At 66.1% G+C, this 20,815-nt stretch carries 16 protein-coding genes; 5 read left to right on the forward strand and 11 right to left on the reverse strand.

Features of this window, described 5'->3' with window-relative positions:
* Positions 1-53: 53 nt before the first annotated feature.
* The 8 genes from AC0GNO_RS20755 to AC0GNO_RS20790 all read right to left on the reverse strand — a co-directional run bounded on the left by AC0GNO_RS20755 (position 54) and on the right by AC0GNO_RS20790 (position 11,201).
* Positions 54-1,262 (reverse strand): acetyl-CoA C-acyltransferase, encoded by a 1,209-nt coding sequence (locus AC0GNO_RS20755; protein ID WP_472905340.1) that lies wholly within the window; start codon positions 1,260-1,262, stop codon positions 54-56.
* 9 nt (positions 1,263-1,271) lie between these two features.
* Entirely contained in the window at positions 1,272-3,671 is a 2,400-nt protein-coding gene (locus AC0GNO_RS20760) for a 3-hydroxyacyl-CoA dehydrogenase NAD-binding domain-containing protein (RefSeq protein ID WP_472905341.1), read from the reverse strand.
* A 31-nt stretch (positions 3,672-3,702) separates the two neighbouring features.
* Entirely contained in the window at positions 3,703-4,131 is a 429-nt protein-coding gene (locus tag AC0GNO_RS20765) for a DUF2147 domain-containing protein (protein WP_472886917.1), read from the reverse strand.
* 112 nt (positions 4,132-4,243) lie between these two features.
* Positions 4,244-6,040: an acyl-CoA dehydrogenase C-terminal domain-containing protein gene (locus AC0GNO_RS20770; RefSeq protein ID WP_472886916.1), complete on the reverse strand. Its 1,797-nt coding sequence runs from the start codon at positions 6,038-6,040 to the stop codon at positions 4,244-4,246.
* A 45-nt stretch (positions 6,041-6,085) separates the two neighbouring features.
* A complete protein-coding gene (locus AC0GNO_RS20775; protein WP_472905342.1) occupies positions 6,086-6,808 on the reverse strand; it encodes a TetR/AcrR family transcriptional regulator in 723 nt (240 codons plus the stop codon).
* A gap of 205 nt (positions 6,809-7,013) precedes the next feature.
* A complete protein-coding gene (slmA, locus tag AC0GNO_RS20780; protein ID WP_177137560.1) occupies positions 7,014-7,667 on the reverse strand; it encodes a nucleoid occlusion factor SlmA in 654 nt (217 codons plus the stop codon).
* Between the two features lie 140 nt (positions 7,668-7,807).
* Positions 7,808-8,713: an acetylglutamate kinase gene (gene argB, locus AC0GNO_RS20785; RefSeq protein WP_472905343.1), complete on the reverse strand. Its 906-nt coding sequence runs from the start codon at positions 8,711-8,713 to the stop codon at positions 7,808-7,810.
* A 502-nt stretch (positions 8,714-9,215) separates the two neighbouring features.
* Positions 9,216-11,201, reverse strand: coding sequence for an SDR family oxidoreductase (locus AC0GNO_RS20790; protein ID WP_472905344.1), 1,986 nt, complete (start codon positions 11,199-11,201; stop codon positions 9,216-9,218).
* A gap of 216 nt (positions 11,202-11,417) precedes the next feature.
* Here AC0GNO_RS20790 and AC0GNO_RS20795 point away from each other — a divergent pair, with 216 nt between their 5' ends.
* The 4 genes from AC0GNO_RS20795 to AC0GNO_RS20810 all read left to right on the forward strand — a co-directional run bounded on the left by AC0GNO_RS20795 (position 11,418) and on the right by AC0GNO_RS20810 (position 14,798).
* Positions 11,418-11,957 (forward strand): phasin family protein, encoded by a 540-nt coding sequence (locus tag AC0GNO_RS20795; RefSeq protein ID WP_472886912.1) that lies wholly within the window; start codon positions 11,418-11,420, stop codon positions 11,955-11,957.
* A gap of 122 nt (positions 11,958-12,079) precedes the next feature.
* The gene (locus AC0GNO_RS20800) at positions 12,080-13,333 is read left to right on the forward strand and encodes a patatin-like phospholipase family protein (protein ID WP_472905345.1); all 1,254 of its coding nucleotides are present in this window, start codon (positions 12,080-12,082) and stop codon (positions 13,331-13,333) included.
* Positions 13,334-13,336: 3 nt separating this feature from the next.
* Positions 13,337-14,002: a TetR/AcrR family transcriptional regulator gene (locus AC0GNO_RS20805; RefSeq protein WP_472905346.1), complete on the forward strand. Its 666-nt coding sequence runs from the start codon at positions 13,337-13,339 to the stop codon at positions 14,000-14,002.
* Positions 14,003-14,024: 22 nt separating this feature from the next.
* The gene (locus AC0GNO_RS20810; protein ID WP_472905347.1) at positions 14,025-14,798 is read left to right on the forward strand and encodes a hypothetical protein; all 774 of its coding nucleotides are present in this window, start codon (positions 14,025-14,027) and stop codon (positions 14,796-14,798) included.
* Between the two features lie 213 nt (positions 14,799-15,011).
* Here the strand turns inward: AC0GNO_RS20810 and AC0GNO_RS20815 are convergent, their stop codons facing one another.
* The 3 genes from AC0GNO_RS20815 to AC0GNO_RS20825 all read right to left on the reverse strand — a co-directional run bounded on the left by AC0GNO_RS20815 (position 15,012) and on the right by AC0GNO_RS20825 (position 18,622).
* Entirely contained in the window at positions 15,012-16,115 is a 1,104-nt protein-coding gene (locus AC0GNO_RS20815) for a M14 family metallopeptidase (protein WP_472905348.1), read from the reverse strand.
* On the reverse strand, positions 16,112-17,341 hold the full coding sequence (locus AC0GNO_RS20820; protein WP_472886907.1) for a M20 aminoacylase family protein: 1,230 nt from the start codon (positions 17,339-17,341) through the stop codon (positions 16,112-16,114). The genes AC0GNO_RS20815 and AC0GNO_RS20820 overlap by 4 nt, the downstream gene beginning before the upstream one ends.
* 129 nt (positions 17,342-17,470) lie before the next feature.
* The gene (locus tag AC0GNO_RS20825; RefSeq protein WP_472886906.1) at positions 17,471-18,622 is read right to left on the reverse strand and encodes an ABC transporter substrate-binding protein; all 1,152 of its coding nucleotides are present in this window, start codon (positions 18,620-18,622) and stop codon (positions 17,471-17,473) included.
* Between the two features lie 93 nt (positions 18,623-18,715).
* Between AC0GNO_RS20825 and AC0GNO_RS20830 the strand changes: the two genes are divergently transcribed.
* Positions 18,716-20,806, forward strand: a complete 2,091-nt coding sequence (locus AC0GNO_RS20830) for a molybdopterin-containing oxidoreductase family protein (protein WP_472905349.1) — start codon at positions 18,716-18,718, stop codon at positions 20,804-20,806.
* The last annotated feature ends 9 nt before the right edge of the window (positions 20,807-20,815 follow it).

Raw genomic sequence — 20,815 nt, forward strand, 5'->3', positions numbered from 1 at the left:
CGCCCCCTGGAGGGGGGTGACGCGCTGCAAGCGCGGCGCGGGGGTGCGCGTGTTCACACGCGTTCGAAGATTCCGGCGGCGCCCTGCCCCATGCCCACGCACATCGTGACCATGCCGTACTTCTTGTTGTGGCGGCGCAGGGCATGCACCACGGTGGCCGCGCGGATGGCACCGGTGGCACCCAGCGGGTGGCCGAGCGCGATCGCGCCACCCATGGGGTTGACCTTGGCCGGGTCCAGACCCAGGGTGTTCATCACGGCGAGCGACTGCGCGGCAAAGGCCTCGTTCAGTTCGAACCAGTCGATGTCGTCCTGCTTCAGGCCCGCGTTCTTCAGCGCGGCCGGGATGGCCTCGATCGGGCCGATGCCCATCAGGTGCGGCGGCACGCCGCGCGATGCGTAGCTCACGAAACGGGCCAGCGGCGTGAGGTTGTAGCGTTTCAAGGCGGCCTCGCTCACCAGGATCAGCGCGCCCGCGCCGTCACTGGTCTGCGAGCTGTTGCCCGCGGTCACCGAGCCGCGCGCGGCGAACACGGTGCGCAGCCTGGCCAGGCCTTCGAGCGAGGTGTCGGGGCGCGCGCCTTCGTCGAGGCTGATGATGCGGCTGCGGGTCGCGACCTCGGCGGTCTCCAGGTCCACGCTGCGGTCGGTCACTTCCACCGGCGTGATCTCGTCGGTGAATTCGCCGTTCTTCATCGCGATCACGGCGCGCTGGTGCGACTGCACGGCGAACGCGTCCTGCGCGTCGCGCGACACCTTCCACTGCTGCGCCACCTTCTCGGCGGTCAGGCCCATGCCGTAGGCAATGCCGTAGCTCTCCACATCGTCGGTGTTGCGGAAGATGGTGGGCGACAGGCTGGGCGTGTTGCCCATCATGGGCACCATGCTCATGCTCTCGGTGCCGGCGGCGATCATCACGTCGGCCTCGCCGACGCGGATGCGATCCGCCGCCATCTGCACAGCGGACAGGCCCGAGGCGCAGAAGCGGTTGACCGTGATGCCGCCCACCGAGTTGGGCAGGCCGGCCAGGATGGCGCCGATGCGCGCCACGTTCAGGCCCTGTTGCCCTTCGGGAATGGCGCAGCCGCAGATCACGTCTTCCACGGCCTTCGGGTCCAAGCCAGGCACCTGGGCCATGGCCGAACGCAAGGCATGGGCCAGCAGGTCGTCCGGGCGCAGGTGCTTGAACGAGCCCTTGTGCGAACGGCCGATGGGGGTGCGGGTGGCGGCGACGATGTAGGCGTCTTGAATTTGTTTGCTCATGTCGTGTCCTTAGTTGCGGACCGGCTTGCCGGTGTTCAGCATGCCGAGGATGCGTTCTTGTGTCTTGGGGTGCACGATCAACGAGCAGAACGCGCGGCGCTCCAGCGTCATCAGGTAGTCCTCGTTCACCAGCGTTCCGGGATCGACGTCACCCCCCGTCACCACACCCGCGATCAGCGACGCGATGTGGAAGTCGTGCTGGCTGATGAAACCGCCGTCGCGCATGTTCACCAGGCTGCCCAGGATGGTGGCCTTGCCGTCGCGACCGGCGACCGGGAACAGGCGCTTGTGCGGTGCGCGGTAGCCGCCATTGAACAAAGCCTTGGCCTCGTTGATGGCGACGAACAGCAGCTCGTCCTTGTGCGGCACGATCACATCGGAGTGCAGCACGTAGCCCAGCTTGCGGGATTCCAGAGCGCTGGTGCCCAACTTGGCCATGGCAGCGGCGGTGAAGCCTTCGGTCAGGAAGGGCAGCAGGTCCTTGCCGGTGGAGGTCTCGGCGTTCTCGGCCGCGCGGCGCGCGATGTAGGTGAGGCCACCGGCACCGGGCACCAGGCCGACGCCCACTTCCACCAGGCCGATGTAGCTCTCCATGTGCACCACGCGGCGCGCGCTGTACACGGCCAGCTCGCAGCCACCGCCCAGCGCCAGACCTCGCACGGCGCTGACCACCGGCACGTTGGCGTAACGCAGGCGCAGCATGGTCTGCTGCATGAAGCCCTCGGCGTCTTCGATCGCGCTCACGCCCACCGCCATGAAGGCGGGCAGCATGGCCTGCAGGTCGGCGCCGGCGCTGAAGGGCTCGTCGCCCGACCAGACCACCAGGCCCTGGAATTCCTTCTCGGCCAGGTCCACGGCCGCCATCAGGCCTTCACACACCTCGGGGCTGATGGCGTGCATCTTGGTCTTGATGCTGGCAATCAGCACCTGCTCGTCGAGCGTCCAGATGCGGATGGCATCGTTCTCTTCAAGGGTGATGCCAGCGGTCTCGAACTTGTGACCGGCTTCGCCCAGCAGCAACTCGGGGAAGTGCTGGCGCTGGTACACCGGCAGTTGCAGGCGACCTTCGAATTCACCTTTGGTGGGGTTCCACGATCCCTGCGCGGTGTGCACGCCACCGGCATCGGCCACGGGGCCCTTGAACACCCACTCCGGCAGCGGTGCTTTGCTCAGCGCCTTGCCGGCGTCGATGTCTTCCTGGATCATCTTCGCCACTTCGAGCCAGCCGGCTTCCTGCCAGAGTTCAAACGGGCCCTGCTTCATGCCGAAGCCCCAGCGCATGGCCTGGTCCACGTCGCGCGCGGTCTCGGCGATGGTGGCCAGGTGCACGGCGGCGTAGTGGAAGCTGTTGCGCAGGATGGCCCACAGGAACTGGCCCTGTGGGCCTTCGGCGTTGCGCAGCAGTTTCAGGCGCTCGGCGGCCGGGCGCTTCAGCATGCGGCCATACACCTCGTCGGCCTTCTCGCCGGCGGGCACGTACTCACCGCTGTCCAGATCGAAGCGCTGGATGTCACGACCGACCTTCTTGAAGAAGCCGGCCTTGGCTTTCTGGCCGAGGTTGCCGAGTTCGATCAGCTTGGCCAGCACCGGCGGTGTGCCGAAGCTGCCGTAGAACGGGTCGGTCTGCTCGTTCAGGTTGTCCTGCAGCGTCTTGACCACATGGGCCATGGTATCCAGGCCCACCACGTCGGCGGTGCGGAAGGTGCCGCTGCTGGCGCGGCCCAAGCGCTTGCCGGTCAGGTCGTCCACCACGTCGTACGTCAGGCCGAAGTTCTCCACCTCTTTCATGGTCGCCAGCATGCCGGCGATGCCGATGCGGTTGGCCACGAAGTTGGGCGTGTCCTTGGCACGCACCACGCCCTTGCCCAGGCCGCTGGTGACGAAGGTCTCCAGGTCGTTGAGGATCTGCGGCTCGGTGGTGGGCGTGGCGATCAGTTCCACCAGCGTCATGTAGCGCGGCGGGTTGAAGAAGTGGATGCCGCAGAAGCGCGGCTTGATGGCCTCGGGCAGCACTTCAGACAACTTGGTGATCGACAGGCCCGAGGTGTTGGACGCGACGATGGCGTGTTCGGCAATGAACGGCGCGATCTTGGTGTAGAGGTCGAGCTTCCAGTCCATGCGCTCGGCGATGGCCTCGATGATCAGGTCGCAGTCTTTCAACTGCTCCATGTGCTCTTCGTAGTTGGCCTGGCCAATAAGGTCAGCGTCGCTCACCACGCCCAGCGGCGAGGGCTTGAGTTTCTTGAGGTTCTCGATGGCGCGGATGACGATGCCGTTCTTCGGGCCTTCCTTGGCCGGCAGGTCAAACAGCACCACCGGCACCTTGACGTTGACCAGGTGCGCAGCGATCTGCGCACCCATCACGCCCGCGCCGAGCACGGCGACTTTTTTCACTTGAAATCGGTTCATTGGTTTTCCATGAAGAAAAGGGAGGACGCGTTCACTCGACGCGTGTCCAGACCTGGGTGCGGTAGAACGGGCCGATGTAACCACGCACCTGCAGCTTCTTGCCGTCTTCGATGGGCGTCATGCGCAGGGTGTAGTTCTTGCCGTTTTCGGGGTCGAGGATCTTGCCGTCTTCCCACACTGCTTCCGTGGCGGATTTCTTCGCGCCGCGGATGATTTCCATGCCGACCTTGGGTTGGTCCTTGCGGTCGTCGGTGCAGGCGGTGCAGGTGGGCTCGCTGCCCTTGGTGAGCGACTTCTCGATCCGGCCGGTGAACACGCCCGCCGGGCTGGACACGATGCGGATCTCGGCCTTGGCCTCACCGGTCTTGTCGTCGATGTTGCGCCACAGGCCTTCGGGAGTGGCCTGGGCGAAGACTATCGTCGAGCCGAACGCCAGCAGGATGGGCAGGGTTTTGATCATCGAAGTCTCCTTTGCGGACCAAGGGATGTTTCGCAAGAACACCGCGGAACCGGCTTTGCCGGGCCGCTGGTGTTGTCCCCCTGGGGGGAAGCCGCGAAGCGGCGCAGGGGGGTCATGCCAATGCCGCGTCGGTGTCCATCAGCACCTTCGAACCCGCACGCGCCGTGCGCATCAGCGACGCGGTCTCAGGGAACAGCTTGGCAAAGTAGAAGCGCGCGGTCTGCAGCTTGGCCACGTAGAACGGATCGGTGTTGCCGGCGGCGATCTCGCGCAGCGCCACCTGCGCCATGCGGGCCCAGAAGTAGCCGAACACCAGGTGGCCGGCCACGCGCAGGTAGTCCACGGCGGCAGCGCCCACTTCGTCGGCGTTCTGCAGGCCCTTGAAGCCGATCTCCATGGTGAACTTGGTGATCTGCTCGCCCAGCACGGCCAGCGGGTTGATGAACTCGGCCATCTTCTCGTTGACGCCCTCTTCCATCACCAGCGCGCCCACCAGCTTGCCGAACTTCTTGAGCGTGGCGCCGTTGTTGCCCAGCACCTTGCGGCCCAGCAGATCCAGGCTCTGGATGGTGTTGGTGCCTTCGTAGATCATGTTGATGCGGGCATCGCGCACGAACTGCTCCATGCCCCATTCCTTGATGTAGCCGTGGCCACCGAAGACCTGCTGGCACATCGTTGCCGCCTGGTAACCGTTGTCGGTCAGGAAGGCCTTGGTGATGGGCGTGAGCAGCGAGAGCAGTTCGTCCGCCTCCTTGCGCACCTTGTCGTCCGGGTGGTTGTGCACCTTCTCCAGCAGCACCGAGCTGTAGATGGCGAGCGCGCGGCCGCCTTCGGCGTAGGCCTTGGCGGTCAGCAACATCTTGCGCACGTCGGGGTGCACGATGATCGGATCGGCCGGCTTGTCCTTGGCCTTGGTGCCGCTCAGGCTGCGCATCTGGATGCGGTCCTTGGCGTAGGCCAGGGCGTTCTGGTAGGCCACTTCGGTCAGGCCGAGCGACTGGTTGCCCACGCCCAGACGGGCGGCGTTCATCATCACGAACATGGCCTGCATTCCCTTGTGCGGCTGGCCCACCAGGGTGCCGGTGGCGCCATCGATCACGATCTGCGCCGTGGCGTTGCCGTGGATGCCCATCTTGTGCTCCAGGCCGCCGCAGTAGATACCGTTGCGCTCACCCAGCGAACCGTCGGCATTCACCAGGAACTTCGGCACGACGAACAGGCTGATGCCCTTGATACCGGGAGGCGCATCGGGCAGGCGGGCCAGCACCAGGTGGATGATGTTGGGCGCCATGTCGTGTTCACCGGCGCTGATGAAGATCTTGTTGCCGGTGATCCTGTAGCTGCCGTCGGCCTGCGGTTCGGCCTTGGTGCGCATCAGGCCGAGGTCGGTGCCGCAATGGGGTTCTGTCAGGCACATGGTGCCGGTCCACTCGCCGCTGGTCATCCTGGGCAGGTAGGTCGACTTCTGCTCGGGGGTGCCGTGGGCGTGCAGCGCGGCGTAGGCGCCGTGCGTGAGGCCGGGGTACATGGTCCAGGCCTGGTTGGCCGAATTCATCATCTCGTAAAGGCACTGGTTGACCACCAGCGGCAGGCCCTGGCCGCCGAATTCGGGATCGCAACTCAGCGCCGCCCAACCACCGTCCACATAGGTCTTGTACGCCTCCTTGAAGCCCGCTGGCGTGGTGACTTCGTGGGTCTTCTGGTCGAGCTTGCAGCCTTCGGTGTCGCCGCTGATGTTCAGCGGAAAGATCACCTGGGATGCGAACTTGCCAGCTTCTTCAAGCACCGCGTTGATGGTGTCGGCATCCATGTCGGCGTGCTGCGGCATGGTCTGGAGATCGGCGCTCACGTTGAGCACCTCGTGCATCACGAACTGCATGTCGCGCAGGGGCGGGTTGTAGACGGGCATGGGTATCTCCTGGAGTGGGTTTTGTGAAAAGAACAGGGCCTGGTCTCAGGCCTGGGAAGCAGTCTTCAGCATCTTGCGTTGACGCAACCTGGCCGACGCAGGGGGGGTTTCCGGAACGGGCGCGGCGGCCGTGCTGAAGCGGCCCACGATGCCTTCAAAGGCCGTCAGCGCACGTTGCAGCGAATCCGGACTGCCGAGGAACCGCGCCTCGTAGTGCAGCGCGAGGATGAGCGCATGGACTTCAAAGGCCATCTGGGCCGCATCGGTGGCCGGGTGCAGGTGGCCTTCCACAACGGCCATTTCGACGGCGCGGCGCATGGCCGACAGCCAGGTGTTGACCGAGCCGGCCAGTGCATCACGCACCGGGCCGGGCCGGTCTTCGAACTGCACCGCGCCACTGATGTAGATGCAGCCCGAGTCGATCTCGACCGAAGTGCGTTTCATCCAGTTGTCGAACATCGCACGCAACCGGGGCAGGCCGCGGGCAAAGGCCATGGCGGGATAGAAGACCTCGTCCTCGAACCGGGCGTGGTACTCGCGCACCACCGAAATCTGCAGTTCCTCGCGAGAACCGAAGTGGGCGAACACGCCCGATTTGCTCATCTGCATGACTTCGGCCAGCGCGCCGATGGACAGGCCTTCCAGGCCGATCTGCGTCGCCAGCCCGAGGGCGGCATCCACGATGGCCGCCTTGGTCTGCTGGCCTTTTTGCAGCGGCCGGGTGGCACTGTCGCTGCGAAGGCGTCTGGCGGGAGATTGTGGACTCATGCTGCAAGGCCAGGTGATGGCAAAAGGGATGGGGCAAAAAACAGACCGCCGATAAATCGAACGGTCGTGCTATTTTTACCGCAAAACCCGGCCAATGCACGGTCCTGCAGGACTTTGTGGGGGAATTGTTTAGGTGCCGTTCCCTAAACGACACCGATGCATGCCAGCGGTTCGGGTTAACCCGGACCACTCGCCGCGCGAACGGTCAGAGACGGCCGTCGGGCAGCAGCAGGCGCAGGCTGTGTTCCAGGTTCTCGTTGGGCGAGCGCTTGAATCCGCTGCGGGCAAAGCGCTGCAGTCGGCCCATGCAGAAAGCCGTGACCACCGATGCGTCGGCCTGCGCATCCACGGTGGGTGTGGTCGCTCCGGCCACCACGGCGACCTCGCGCAAGTTCTGGCGCAGGGCCGATTCGATCTTGTCGAAGAACAGGTTCATGCGCTGCTGCAGGCGCTCGTTTTCGTACACCAGCGCGTCGCCCACCATGACGCGCGTCATGCCGGGGTTCTTCTCGCCGAACTGCAGCAGCAGGGCCACGAGCTTGCGCGAACGGGCCATGGCGTCGGGCTCTCGTTCACCCAGCTGGTTGACCAGACCGAACACCGACTGCTCGATGAACTCGATCAGGCCCTCAAACATCTGCGCCTTGCTGGCGAAGTGGCGGTAGAGCGCAGCCTCGCTCACATCCAGTCGCGCGGCCAGCGCGGCCGTGGTGACGCGCTCGGCACCTGGTTGCTCCAGCATGGCGGCCAGCGCGTGCAGGATCTGCACCCGACGCTCGCCTGGCTTGGGACGCTTGCGACCATTGCCCTCAACGCCTCCAGCAACATCGGTAGAGACATCGGCCGTCAGGTCGGCCATGGGCAATGGAGCGCTGGAAGTCATGGGCGGTCGGTCCGTCGGTTATCGGCTGGAGGCCGTTGGCGCGGCCCGGTGTTTGTCATCCCTTGTTTCATTTTCTCACAGCCTTCCCGCCGGCCTCCCGGCTGCCCGCCGCGGATTCAGTGGGAGCGGATCATGGTGCCGAACGGCTGGTTGCCCAGCACCTCCAGCAGCAGCGCATGCGGCACGCGGCCATCGATGATGTGCACGGCGTTGACACCGCTCTTGGCCGCGTCGAGCGCGCCAGCGATCTTGGGGATCATGCCGCCGCTGATGGTGCCGTCTTCGCACAGCTCGTCGATGCGGCGCGGCGTCAGTTCGCTCATCAGCTGGCCGTCCTTGTCGAGCACGCCGCGGATGTTGGTCAGCATCAGCAGCTTCTCGGCCTGCAGCACGGTGGCGAGCTTGGCGGCCACCACGTCGGCGTTGATGTTGTAGCTTTCGTTGTTTTCGCCGAAGCCAATGGGGCTGACGACAGGAATGAACTGGTCGTCCTGCAGCGCCTTCACCACGCTGGGGTCGATGCTGACGATGTCACCGACCTGACCAACGTCGTGCTCCTGCTCGGGGTTCTGCTGATCGGCGAGACGCAGTTTGCGCGCCCGGATCATGGCGCCGTCGCGCCCGGTCAGGCCCACGGCCTTGCCACCCGCGGCGTTGATCATGCCGACGATGTCCTGCTGCACCTCACCGGCCAGCACCCACTCGACCACCTCCATGGTCTCGGCATCGGTCACGCGCATGCCCTGGATGAACTCGCCCTTCTTGCCCAGGCGCTTGAGCAGCGTCTCGATCTGCGGGCCGCCGCCGTGCACAACGACCGGGTTGATGCCCACCAGCTTCAAGAGCACCACGTCTTCGGCAAAGTCCTGCTGCAGGGCCGGGTCGGTCATGGCGTTGCCGCCGTACTTGATGACCATGGTTTTGCCGTGGTACTTGCGGATGTAGGGCAAGGCCTGGGCCAGGATTTCGGCTTTTTCTCTGGGCTGGATGTGGGAGAGGTCGACGGGGGTGTGGGTGGTCATGTTCGGGTTCCCGGTGGGGCTGTTCGGTTGGCAAATTGTAGGCTTCGTGGTCAGCCTTTTTGGCGCCTGTGGCGTGCCGGGTCGCGCCCCGGCGGCGCCTCACTTTCTTTTGCAACGACCAAAAGAAAGTAAGCAAAGAAAAGGCGAGCCGGATGCGGGCGCGGGAACATGCACTCCGGCTGCCCTGTTGGTGTTGCCCTCTCCCAAAGGGCGAGGGAGAAAGAAGGGGAGTCCGATCCCGATCCCGATTCCGCTTGTCGCCGTGTGGCCGGGCTGAGCAGCGCAGCGGCGAGCGGATCAGGGCGGGCGTTGTTTGAGCGAAGCGAGTTCAGCCCGACCCCGCTCGACGCGAGCAGCGCAAGGCACCGCGCAGCGGCCCGGACTTCGGCTCGCCTTTCTTTTGCTTACTTTTCTTTGGCGAAGCAAAGAAAAGTGAGTCGCCCGCCGGGGCGAGACCCGGCCCACAAAAGCCGCGAAAGCCAACAACACAAAGACAACGAAATCAGAAGTGAATCCCCCGCATCATCTGCTGCATGGCCACGGCCTCCGGCGACAACTGAGGCCTGGCCCCTTTCTCCCCCTTCGCAGCCGAAGAATCCGGGAACATGCGGAAGCTCGTGTTCATCACGATCTGCGCCACCCGCGGCACGAACGCGTGCAGCACCTGCCCCGTCACCCCCAGCCGCGTCGCAATGCGCACGGGCTTGAAGATGCAGGCCTGCGCGATCATGTCGGCCGCTTCTTCCGGCGCCAGCGTCGGCACGTTCTTGTAGATCTGCGTCGGCGCGATCATGGGCGTTCGCACCAGCGGCATGTTGATGGTGGTGAACGAGATGCCCTGGTCGGCGAACTCGCTGGAGGCGCAACGCGTCCAGGCGTCCAGCGCAGCCTTGCTGGCCACGTAGGCGCTGAAGCGCGGCGCGTTGGTCAGCACACCGATGGAGCTGATGTTCACCACATGGCCCTTGCGCTTGGCCACCATGCCGGGCAGCAGGCCCATGGTCACGCGCAGGCAGCCGAAGTAGTTCAGCTGCATGGTGCGCTCGAAGTCGTGAAAGCGGTCGTAGCTGCCTTCGATGGCGCGGCGGATCGAGCGGCCCGCGTTGTTGATCAGGAAGTCGACGCCGCCGTGGTTGGCGATCAACAGTTGCACGAAGCGGTCGGCATCGGCCATGTCGGCGATGTCGGCCGGGTAGGCGATGAACTGGTAACCCTTGCCCTTGGCTTCCTTGCAGGCTTCATCGAGCTTGTCCTGGTCGCGTCCGCAGATGATCGTCACCGCGCCGGCCTCGGCGAACTTGTGCGCCGCCGCCAGGCCGATGCCCGAGCTCCCGCCCGTGACCAGCACCACCTTGCCCGCCACGGTGCCCTTCAAGCTGCGGTCGATGTGCAGGTCGGGGTCGAGGTGGCGCTCCCAGTAGTCCCACAGCCGCCAGGCGTAGTCCTTGAGGTTGGGGCATTCGATGCCGCTGCCCTTGAGCGCGGCCAGCGTCTCGCGGCAGTCGAAGCGCGTCGGGTAGTTGACGAAGTTCATCATGTCCTCGGGCAAGCCGAGGTCCTGCATGATGGCGCGGTAGACGCGGCGCACCGGCGCCAGTGCCATCAGGCCCTTCTTCACGCTCTTGGGGATGAAACCCATCAGCGCGGCGTTGACGAACAGGTTCATCTTCGGCGCGTGCGCCGCCTTGCTCAATATGTCGAGCACATCGCCCACGCGGTAGCCCATGGGGTCGACCAGGTGAAAGCACTGGCCGCTGGCGCGTTTGTGGTGGCTGATGTGGTCCAGCGCCTCCACCACAAAGTCCACCGGCACGATGTTGATGCGCCCGCCCTCCAGGCCCACGCTGGGCATCCACGGCGGCAGGATCTGGCGCATGCGCTGGATCAGCTTGAAGAAGTAGTACGGGCCATCGATCTTGTCCATCTCGCCGGTGCGGCTGTCGCCCACCACCAGCGCCGGCCGGTACACGCTCCAGGGCACTTTGCATTCGGTGCGCACAATCTTTTCGCTCTCGTGCTTGGTCATGAAATACGGGTGGTCGATGTTCTCGGCCTCGTCGAACATGTCTTCGCGGAACACGCCTTCGTACAGGCCCGCCGCGGCAATCGACGACACGTGGTGAAAGTGCTTGGCGCCGATGGCCTTGGCCAGCTCCACCGTGTTGCGCGTGCCGTCGATGTTGACGGCGATCTGGCTCTCGGCGTCCGCCTCCAGGTCGTAGACGGCAGCGAGGTGGTAGAAGTGATCCATCTGGCCCTTCAGCGCCTTGATGTCGTCGGCGCTCACGCCGAGCTTCTTCGACGTCAGGTCACCAAACACGGGCAGCGCGCGCGATGCGCTCACCCCCCAGTACTCGCGCAGGCCTGTCACCTTGGCTTCACTCGCCTGGCGGATCAGGAAATGCACCACCGAGCCCTTGCGCTCCAGCAGTTTCTTGACGAGCCGTTTGCCGATGAAACCGGTCGCGCCTGTGACGAAATAGTGCATGGGGTTCTCCTGCCTGGGTTGTTGCACACGGGATGGAATCAGCCCGCCATTCTTCACCACCCGCTGGCGCCACCGATTCCGCACAAACCCGCGGGACAGGCCCCGGGTTTAGTTGGCCCCCTCTACACAGCGCCTGTGTGGGAACCGTACAGTGCTCATACGGTGACTGGCCTGTTTTGCCCGTTGCCCCCTGTCAACCCACACCGGAGTCGCCCCATGGTCAAGAAAATCCAGAAATCCACCACCGCATCCAAAGCCGCTGCAGGCGCCAGTTCACCGCTGTCGGGCGCCATCAAGGACTCGGCCCAACAGATCTGGCTGGCCGGTCTGGGCGCCTTCTCCAAAGCCCAGGCTGAAGGCGGCAAGGCCTTTGACACCTTGGTGAAGGAAGGTCTGTCCATCCAGCGCAAGACCCAGGCCGTCGCTGAAGAACGCATCTCCGAAGCCACCAACCGCGTGTCCGGTATGGCCACCGAAATTTCCTCCAAGGCGGCCGGCCAGTGGGACAAGCTGGAGAGCATTTTTGAAGACCGGGTGGCCAAGGCGCTGAACAAGCTGGGCGTGCCCTCGGCGCGCGACATCGAAACGCTGATGGAGCGCATCGATGAACTCAACCGCCACGTGCAGCGCCTGAGCAGCAAAACCCCCGCAGCCAAGAAGGCCCCCGCTGCGCGCAAAGCCGCACCGGCCAAGGCCGCCGCACCCGCCGCACGCAAGACAGCGGTGCGCAAAACCGCCGCCAGGTCCAAAGCCTGACGCTGGCGCCAGGGCCATCCGGCTCGGCACAACAGGGGGCGCGCCGCGCCCCTTTTTTTTCGCCTGCGCCTCGTGTTGCAATGCAACATGAAGCGCCGGCTTGGCGCTCTACACTCGAACGCATGACCACCACCCGCAAAGCCCACCGTTCCAGCGCTGCTCGCAAGACCCGCCCGCGGTTGGCGCTGGCGCTGGCCGGTGGCGGGCCGCTCGGTGCGATCTACGAAATCGGCGCCCTGTGTGCGCTCGACGACAGCCTGCAAGGCATCGATTTCAATGCGTGTGACCACTACGTGGGCGTCTCGGCTGGCGGGTTCATCGCAGCAGGCCTGGCCAACGGGCTGACACCCCGCCAGCTCTGCGAGGCGTTCATCGAAGACCGGTCCACCGAAGAAAATTTCGATACCGCCTGGCTGATCAAACCGGCCTGGGCCGAACTCGGCGGCCGTCTCCAGCGCCTGCCGGGCCTGCTCGGCAGCGCCCTCTGGGCCTGGGCTGCACAGGGCAAACCCCTGACCCAGGCGCTCGAACGTCTGGGTGCGGCCCTGCCCACCGGCGTGTTCGACAACGAGGACATCCACCGCCAGGTCGAACGCCTGTTCAGCCGCGAAGGCCGCAGCAACGATTTCCGCGAGCTGCGTGCGCGTTTGACGCTGGTCGCTACCGAGCTCGACACCGGCGACGCCGCGCCCTTTGGCCGCCCGGGCTGGGACCACGTGCCGATCTCGCGCGCGATCCAGGCCAGTGCCGCCCTGCCCGGCCTGTTTCCGCCGGTGGTCATCGACGGCAAACACTATGTGGACGGCGCGCTCAAGAAAACGCTGCACGCCACCGTGGCGCTGGACGAGGGCGTGGACCTGCTGATCTGCCTGAACCCGCTGGTGCCGTTTCGCGCAGGGCTTCACGCCGAACCCGCCGCCAGCGGCCAGCAGCGCATTCCTGCGTTGATCGAAGGCGGTCTGCCGACCGTGATGAGCCAGACCTTCCGCTCCATGATCCATTCGCGCCTGGAGCTGGGCTTCAAGCAGTACGAACGCAGCTACCCGGACACCGACATCGTGCTGATCGAACCCGACCAGCGCGATGCCGAGCTGTTTTTTGCCAACACCTTCAGCTACCGCCAGCGCCGCGAACTCGCCGAACACGCGTACCAGCAGACGCGCCAGATGCTGCGCGACCGACAGTCCCAGCTGGCGCCCAAGCTGCAGCGCCATGGCATCCACTTCGACCAGGCCGCCCTGGACGACACCGGGCGGCACCTGCTCCGGCCGGTGCCACCCGCTGCCGACCGCCCCACCACCCGCGCCGTGGAACAGTTGCACGCCACGCTCGACCAGCTGCAGCAGCAGCTGTCCCGGCGGCCGGCCCGGGCCTGAACCATGGCCATCAAAAAGCCCCCGCGCCGCACCGCCGAACGCATCCTGGAGGTGACGCTGGAGCTGTTCAACCGCTTCGGCGAGCCCAATGTCTCAACCACCCTGATTTCGGCCGAACTCGGCATCAGCCCGGGCAATCTGTATTACCACTACCCCGCCAAAGACGAACTGATCAATTCGCTGTTCGAGCGCTATGAACACGCGCTCAACGAGCTGCTGGGTGCGGGCGACGGCGTGCGCAACGTGGAAGATGCCTGGTTCTTCCTGCATTCGCTGTTCGAGATCATCTGGGCCTACCGCTTTCTTTACCGCGATCTCAACGACCTGCTGTCCAAGAACCGCCTGCTGGAGACCCGCTTCCAGGGCGTGCTGAAAAACAAGACCCGCGCCGTCCGCGCGCTGCTCTCGGGCATGAGCCGCAGCGGCGCGCTGGACATCGATGCGCGCGAACTCGAACCCACCGCCAACTGCATGGTGGTGGTGCTGACCTACTGGCTGAGTTTTGAGTACGTGCGCGACCCGCGCCACGCACTGGAACCCGACAACGCGCAACAGGCGCTGATGCGCGGCGCGCAGCACGTGCTCAACCTGCTCGCGCCCTACCTGGAAGCCAGCCAGCGGCAACACCTGCTGGAACTCACCGACGCCTACAACGGCGCCGCCACCTGAACACACGGCAAGGACAGTCCCCATGGCACCCTGGGCCCCTTGCCCCTACGCCGGCCTCTACCGCCACGACAGCGACAGCCTCGCTCGCGACTGGACCCGCCTGCACGCTGGCGATGCCGAACCGATGCCGACCGACCCGGCCCTGCTGGACGCCTGGGCGCTGTACCACAACGGTGAATTCGAACGCGCCGTTCACGCCGGTCTGGCCACGGGCGTTGACGGCCTGGCGCTGGCCAACAAGGCCGCCTGCATCTACGCGAACTACGTCGAACCCGGCGAGCAGACCCGACTGCTGTTGCTGGTCAGCGCCGCCGAACGGGCCCAGGCGCACCAGGCCAGCGCACCGCACAATGCCAACGCCTGGTACTGGCAGGGCTACGCGCTGGGCCGCTACAGCCAGGGGGTGAACGTGGCCAAGGCGCTCGCCAAGGGCCTGGGCAGCAAGGTGCGCCTTGCCCTGCAGACCACGATCGAACTCGCGCCGAACCACGCCGACGCCCACCTCGCACTGGCCAACTACCACGCGGAGGTGATCGACAAGGTCGGCGAGCTGATCGGCAGCATGACCCATGGCGCACGCAAGGACACCGGCCTGGCGCTCTACCGCAAAGCCCTGGCGTTGAACCCGGACTCCGCCATCACGCTCCACGAGTACGCCAACGGCCTGCTGATGCTCGAAGGCGCGCGCGCTCTGGAAGAAGCGACCCGCCTGCGTGAACGCGCCGCAGCGTTCGAGCCGCTGGACGCGATGGAGCGCCTGTATGTGGAAGCCAGCCGGATGGCGCTGGAGGATTAGGACACACCCCCGCCGCGCTTCGCGCGACCCCCTCAAAGGGGGCTGAGGGCCGCGGCTCCGAGCCTGCCTGCGCAGGCTTGGACGGCCCGAAGAAGCCTCGACTCTGGCGAGGCTGCGGCCTGCAAGGTGCACTGGCCGTCCGGCAAAGCCGGCCCGGCGGTGCCCTCGGCTGGACAGCTCCGCGCGTTGCGGATCACCCCAAGGGGTTTCACTTCATGCCGAAGCGGCCAGCCCTTCGACGGCCTGAAACAGGGCCTGCCGCCCCTGACCCACGATCTGTGTGCGCCAGTCATTCGTATCCACATAGAACGCGTCTTTCATGCGCTGGTGGATGGCGGCCCGCAGCGCCGCAGGCGCTTCGGGATGGCGGTTCAACCAGTGGTCGCCGCGCAGCGCGTTGATCACTTCCATGATGGGCACGGTGCCGTACTCCAGGGCGATGCCGGTGTATTCGGCCTGTGGACACTCTTCGTACATCGCGCCCCACATCAGGCCGGTGAGCAGCGCCGAGGTTGACGACCCGTCGTAGATCGAAGTCACGGGCGTCTCACCGTTGCTGCCCCACCAGGCCCGGGCGCGCTGCAAGGCCGCGGCATCGTCGCGGCAGGCAAAGATGCGCTCGCCCACGCCGCATGGCCCGAGGCCGGTGTGCAGGTCGATCCAGGCGATGTGGCGCGCCCGCCGGGCGTGGCTGCGCAAGACCTGGCGCAGGGTCTGGTTGCTCCAGGTGGGCGCGGTGCCGCCAAAAAACAGGCCATCGGCAAACGCATGCTGCCCCTGCGACACCGCGGCCTGGTAAGCCGTCTCGCCGTGCAGGGCGATCCAGCGGTCGAGCGCGGCCGCGTTGTCCGGACCCGGTGGCCATTCGGGTGGCAACAGCAGATCGTGCAGCCCGGCGTAGGCCGTGTTCACCGGCAGCGGCTGGCTGAAATCCTGGAAGTTGCGGTTGAGATCGACGTTTTCGTTCGTCACGCGGCGCAGGTGCGAAAAGCCGTAGGGGTTGAGCGCGTGGATGTAGAGCACCGCGACCCCCGCCTCGCGTGCGTGCTGGCGCCAGGCCTGATCGTGGGTCGCATAGACCTGCACCCCGGAGCCGCAAAAGCCCTCGGCCCCGTGACAGGCGCTGCTGACAATGAGCAGGCGCTCGGCGTCGGGCGAGCCATCGAGCGCCAGGTCCATGGCCAGGGTTTCGCCCTCGCGACCGGGCAAGGGATGGTTGTGGCTGCGGATGGCCATGCCGGCCGCGGCAGCCCCTTCCAGAAACAAGACCCGGGCACGGGCGTACGAAGGCGCAAAAGCAGCCTGGATGTCGATCATGCGGCCGCACCGGTGCGCGGCCGGGCCAGCCACTGCGTGGCCAGGCGGACCCAGTAGGTCGCCCCGAGCGGGATCAGGTCGTCGTTGAAGTCGTAGTGCGGGTTGTGCAGCATGCACGGTCCCACATCGTGGCCACCGCCTTCGTAGCCGGCGCGGTGCGCACCGTCGCCGTTGGCGATGAACACATAGCAGCCCGGCCGCGCCTGCAGCATGTAGGCAAAGTCTTCGGCGCCCATGGTGGGCTCCTGGTCCAGCACCTGATCGGCACCCACGATGTCGGCCATGACCGAACGGGCAAACTCGGTTTCCGCCGGGTGGTTGACGGTGGGCGGGTAGTTGCGGTTGAAGCCGAACTCGCAGGTCGCGCCGAAGGCCGCACAGGTGTGTTCGGCAATTTCCTGCATGCGGCGCTCGATCAGGTCGAGCACCTCGAAGGTGAAGGTGCGCACCGTGCCACGGATCTCGCAGCTGTCGGGCACCACGTTGTTGGCCTCGCCGGTGTGGATCATGGTCACCGAGATCACACCCGCGTCCACCGGCTTCTTGTTGCGCGTGATGATGGTCTGGAAGGCCATCACCATCTGGCAGGCCACCGGCACCGGATCGATGCCGTTGTGCGGCAGCGCGGCGTGCGATCCCTTGCCGCGGATCACGATGCAGAAGTCGTTGCTCGACGCCATCACCGGCCCGGTGCTCGCGGCGAACGTGCCCACGGGCAGGCCCGGCCAGTTGTGCATGCCGAACACCGCCTCGACCGGGAACTGCTCGAACAGGCCGTCCTTGATCATCTCGCGCGCGCCGCCGCCGCCCTCTTCAGCCGGCTGGAAGATCAGGTAGACGGTGCCGTCGAAATCGCGGTGTTGCGCCAGATGCTGCCCGGCGGCGAGCAACATGGCGGTGTGGCCATCGTGGCCGCAGGCGTGCATCTTGCCGGCGTGCTGGCTGGCGTGGGCAAAGCGGTTGCGCTCCTGCATGGGCAACGCGTCCATGTCGGCGCGCAGGCCGATCGCGCGACCGCAGGCGCCGCCATCGCGCCCGTGCACGATGCCAACGACACCGGTCGTGCCCATGCCGCGGTGCACCGGAATGCCCCACTCGGCGAGTTTCTGCGCCACCACGTCGGCGGTGCGCACCTCTTCAAAACAGAGTTCCGGGTGCGCGTGGATGTCGCGCCGCAGGCTGGCGATGCCCGCCGCCTGGGTCAGGATGGAGTCGATGAGTTTCATGCGAACCTCGTTGGCCGCCCGCAGCGGCGCTGGAGTCAAAAGTACATCCTACCGAAGACCCGTGGACCGCGCAGCCCCGTTGGTTGCAGTCACTCATTCCAAAGGGCCAAGCGGGTCCCTGGATGGCACTCAGCGGCGCACGCGCCCGTCTTCGGTCAGCATGGTGAGCTCGACGAAGCGCGAGCCGGTGTGCTTTTTCGGCCCGAAGTCCACGGTGAAGCCGCCGAGCTGCAGGTTCTGCATGCCCTGCACAGCAGCGATGAAACCCTCCCGGGTCAGGTTGCGTCCGGCGCGGCGAACCCCCTCGGCAAACACCTTGGCTGCGACAAAACCCTCGATGCCCGAATAGTTCGGCACCACCCCGCGCTTGTCCTTGAGCGCGGCCAGGTACTCGCCTGAAATCGCCTGCGTCGCCGAGTAGGGGAAAGGCATCACCTGGCTGACCACCACACCGCGCGCCTCGGCGCCCAGCTCGTCCAGCAACGCCTGGGTGCCGACGAAGGACACGTTGTAGAAATTGCCCGAAAAACCCTGGCGGCGCGCCAGGCGAATGAACGATGCGCAGGACTTGTAGGCGCTGATCTGCACGATGGCTTCGGGCTTGGCGGCCAGAATGTCCTTGAGGGCCTGGCTCACGTCGGTGGCGTTGCGCTCCACCGTGCCCACCGCCACCGGCTCCAGGTCCAGCGCCTTGAGCGCGCGGGTGACACCTTCCAGACCCGCCTTGCCGTAGGCATCGTTCTGGTAGAAAACCGCAATCTTCTTGATGCCCACCGACGTCGTCTGGCGAACGATGGCGGCGGTTTCGTCAAAGTACGAGGCGCGCACGTGGATGGCGTAGCGGTTGAAGGGCTCGCGCAGGGCCTGCGCACCGGTGAAGGGGGCGAAGAACGGGATCCTGGCCTCGGTGGCGAGCGGCAGCGCCACCAGGCTGGTGGGCGTTCCGATGTAGCCGAACAGGGCGAACACACCGTCCTGGATGAACTGGCGCGTGTTGGCGGCACAGCGTTCGGGTTCGTAGCCGTCGTCGAGCCGGGCGATCTCGATGCGCCGTCCATTGATACCGCCGCGCGCGTTCAAGGCGTCAAAATGCAGTTGCGCCCCGAGATTGAACTGCAGGCCCAGTTGCACGGCCGCCCCGCTGAAGGGGGCCGACTGCCCGAGCACGATGCGGTTGTCGCTCACGCCTTCGCTTTGCGCCTGGGCCGCCGCGCCCCAGGAAGTCAGGGCCGAAGAACCCACGAGTTTGCACACGGTTGAAAGGGCCTGACGACGCTGCATGCGGAATCTCCTGATATGCTAATTTGGGCAGGTTTCTGCACAGCAAAAACCGTGCTTGACGGAGCGCCCAGCGTACAACATTTTTTTACACCCATGATCGACAACCCGCCCCACAGGGTCGGCGGCCCGACGAACCCGGTGGACACGGTGGTGCGCGGCGCCTGCCCACACGACTGCCCCGACACCTGCGCCCTGCTCACCACGGTGGAGAACGGCGTGGCCCTGCGCGTGCAGGGCAACCCGGACCACCGGCACACCGATGGTGCGCTGTGCACCAAGGTCTCGCGCTACACCGAACGCAGCTACCACCCCGAGCGCATCCTGCAGCCGCTCAGACGCACAGGCCCCAAAGGCAGCGGCCAGTTCGCTCCGGTGGACTGGGACGAAGCGCTGGACGACATCGCGGCACGCCTGAAGACCATCGCCGCCCGCGACCCGCAAGCCATCCTGCCCTACAGCTACGCCGGCACCATGGGTCTGGTGCAAAGCGAAGGCATGGCCGCGCGCTTCTTCCACCAGCTGGGCGCCTCGCACCTGGAGCGCACCATCTGCGCGGCCGCGGGCGCCGAAGGCCTGATCACCACCCTGGGCGCCAAGGTCGGCATGAAGGTCGAGTTTTTCGCCGAAGCGAAGCTCATCGTCATCTGGGGCAGCAACTCGATCGCCAGCAACCTGCACTTCTGGCGCCTGGCACAGCAGGCCAAACGGGACGGCGCGCGCCTGGTCTGCATCGACCCGCGCCGCAGCGAAACCGCCGACAAGTGCCACGAACACATCGCCCTGCGCCCCGGCACCGACGCCGCGCTGGCCCTGGCGCTGATGCACGAGCTGATCACCCACGACTGGCTGGACCATCACTACATCGCGCAACACACGCTGGGCTGGGACGCGCTGCGCGAGCGCGCCCTGCAATGGCCGCCCGAGCGCTCCGCCGAGGTCTGCGGTATCCCGGTGCAGCAGATCACCGACCTGGCGCGCGCCTACGGCACCACCCGGCCCGCCGCGATCCGCCTGAACTACGGCATGCAGCGCGTGCGTGGCGGCGGCAACGCGGTGCGCGCCATCGCCTGCCTGCCGGCGCTGGTGGGCGCCTGGCGCCACCGCGCGGGTGGCCTGCTGCTGTCCGCCTCGGGGCATTTCCCCGTCCAGCGCTCGGCCTTGCACCGCCCCGACCTCCTGGCCGGCCGCCAGCCGCGCACCATCAACATGATCACCATCGGCGACGATCTGCTGCGCGACAGCTCGCCCGCTTTCGGCCCGAAGATCGAAGCGCTGATCGTCTACAACAGCAACCCGGTGGCGGTGGCGCCCGAGTCGGGCAAGGTGGTGCAGGGCTTCGAGCGCGAAGACCTGTTCACCGTGGTGCTGGAGCACTTCCAGACCGACACCGCCGACTATGCGGACTACATCCTGCCCGCCACCACACAGCTGGAGCACTGGGACATCCACGCCAGCTACGGCCACACCGACGTGCTGCTCAACCGCCCGGCGATCGAACCACTGGGCCAGGCGCGCAGCAACACCGACATCTTCCGCGCGCTGGCCGCCCGCCTGGGCTTTGACGACCCCTGCTTCAGCGACAGCGATGAAACCCTGTGCCGCACGGCGTTTGGCGATGCGGTGGATTTCCAGACACTGCTCGACCAGGGTTTTGCCACGCTGTCGCTGCCCGACGCGCCCTTTGCCCAGGGCGGTTTCCCCACACCCTCGGGCCGCTGCACCTTCTTCAACGCCGGGCTGGCTGCGATGGGGCTGGACGGCCTGCCCGACCACCTGCCCAACTTCGAGACCCCGGGCAGCAACGAGCGCTACCCCCTGGCCATGATCTCGCCGCCGGCGCGCAACTTCCTCAATTCCAGCTTCGTCAACGTGAAGAGCCTGCGCGACATCGAGGGTGAACCGGTGCTGGAACTGCACGCCGACGACGCTTCGGCCCGCGGCATCCAGAGCGGCCAGGTGGTGCGCGTGTTCAACGACCGGGGTGAATATCTCTGCAAGGCCGAAGTCTCGAAACGCGCCCGCCCCGGCGTGGTCAACGGCCTGGGCATCTGGTGGCGCAAGCTCGGGCTGGCCGGCACCAACGTCAACCAACTCACCAGCCAGCACTTGACCGACCTGGGGCGCGGACCGGTGTTCTACGACTGCCTGGTCGAGGTCGAACCCGCGGCCAGCCCGACCACCTGAAAGCCCCGG

Source organism: Hydrogenophaga sp. L310, from assembly GCF_055703065.1.

What these genes read in the sequence shown, in the direction of transcription:
- AC0GNO_RS20755 (WP_472905340.1), bottom strand. Translation starts at nt 1,262, where the DNA reads ATGAGCAAACAAATTCAAGACGCCTACATCGTCGCCGCCACCCGCACC.
- AC0GNO_RS20760 (WP_472905341.1), bottom strand. Translation starts at nt 3,671, where the DNA reads ATGAACCGATTTCAAGTGAAAAAAGTCGCCGTGCTCGGCGCGGGCGTG.
- AC0GNO_RS20765 (WP_472886917.1), bottom strand. Translation starts at nt 4,131, where the DNA reads ATGATCAAAACCCTGCCCATCCTGCTGGCGTTCGGCTCGACGATAGTC.
- AC0GNO_RS20770 (WP_472886916.1), bottom strand. Translation starts at nt 6,040, where the DNA reads ATGCCCGTCTACAACCCGCCCCTGCGCGACATGCAGTTCGTGATGCAC.
- AC0GNO_RS20775 (WP_472905342.1), bottom strand. Translation starts at nt 6,808, where the DNA reads ATGAGTCCACAATCTCCCGCCAGACGCCTTCGCAGCGACAGTGCCACC.
- slmA (WP_177137560.1), bottom strand. Translation starts at nt 7,667, where the DNA reads ATGGCCGACCTGACGGCCGATGTCTCTACCGATGTTGCTGGAGGCGTT.
- argB (WP_472905343.1), bottom strand. Translation starts at nt 8,713, where the DNA reads ATGACCACCCACACCCCCGTCGACCTCTCCCACATCCAGCCCAGAGAA.
- AC0GNO_RS20790 (WP_472905344.1), bottom strand. Translation starts at nt 11,201, where the DNA reads ATGCACTATTTCGTCACAGGCGCGACCGGTTTCATCGGCAAACGGCTC.
- AC0GNO_RS20795 (WP_472886912.1), top strand. Translation starts at nt 11,418, where the DNA reads ATGGTCAAGAAAATCCAGAAATCCACCACCGCATCCAAAGCCGCTGCA.
- AC0GNO_RS20800 (WP_472905345.1), top strand. Translation starts at nt 12,080, where the DNA reads ATGACCACCACCCGCAAAGCCCACCGTTCCAGCGCTGCTCGCAAGACC.
- AC0GNO_RS20805 (WP_472905346.1), top strand. Translation starts at nt 13,337, where the DNA reads ATGGCCATCAAAAAGCCCCCGCGCCGCACCGCCGAACGCATCCTGGAG.
- AC0GNO_RS20810 (WP_472905347.1), top strand. Translation starts at nt 14,025, where the DNA reads ATGGCACCCTGGGCCCCTTGCCCCTACGCCGGCCTCTACCGCCACGAC.
- AC0GNO_RS20815 (WP_472905348.1), bottom strand. Translation starts at nt 16,115, where the DNA reads ATGATCGACATCCAGGCTGCTTTTGCGCCTTCGTACGCCCGTGCCCGG.
- AC0GNO_RS20820 (WP_472886907.1), bottom strand. Translation starts at nt 17,341, where the DNA reads ATGAAACTCATCGACTCCATCCTGACCCAGGCGGCGGGCATCGCCAGC.
- AC0GNO_RS20825 (WP_472886906.1), bottom strand. Translation starts at nt 18,622, where the DNA reads ATGCAGCGTCGTCAGGCCCTTTCAACCGTGTGCAAACTCGTGGGTTCT.
- AC0GNO_RS20830 (WP_472905349.1), top strand. Translation starts at nt 18,716, where the DNA reads ATGATCGACAACCCGCCCCACAGGGTCGGCGGCCCGACGAACCCGGTG.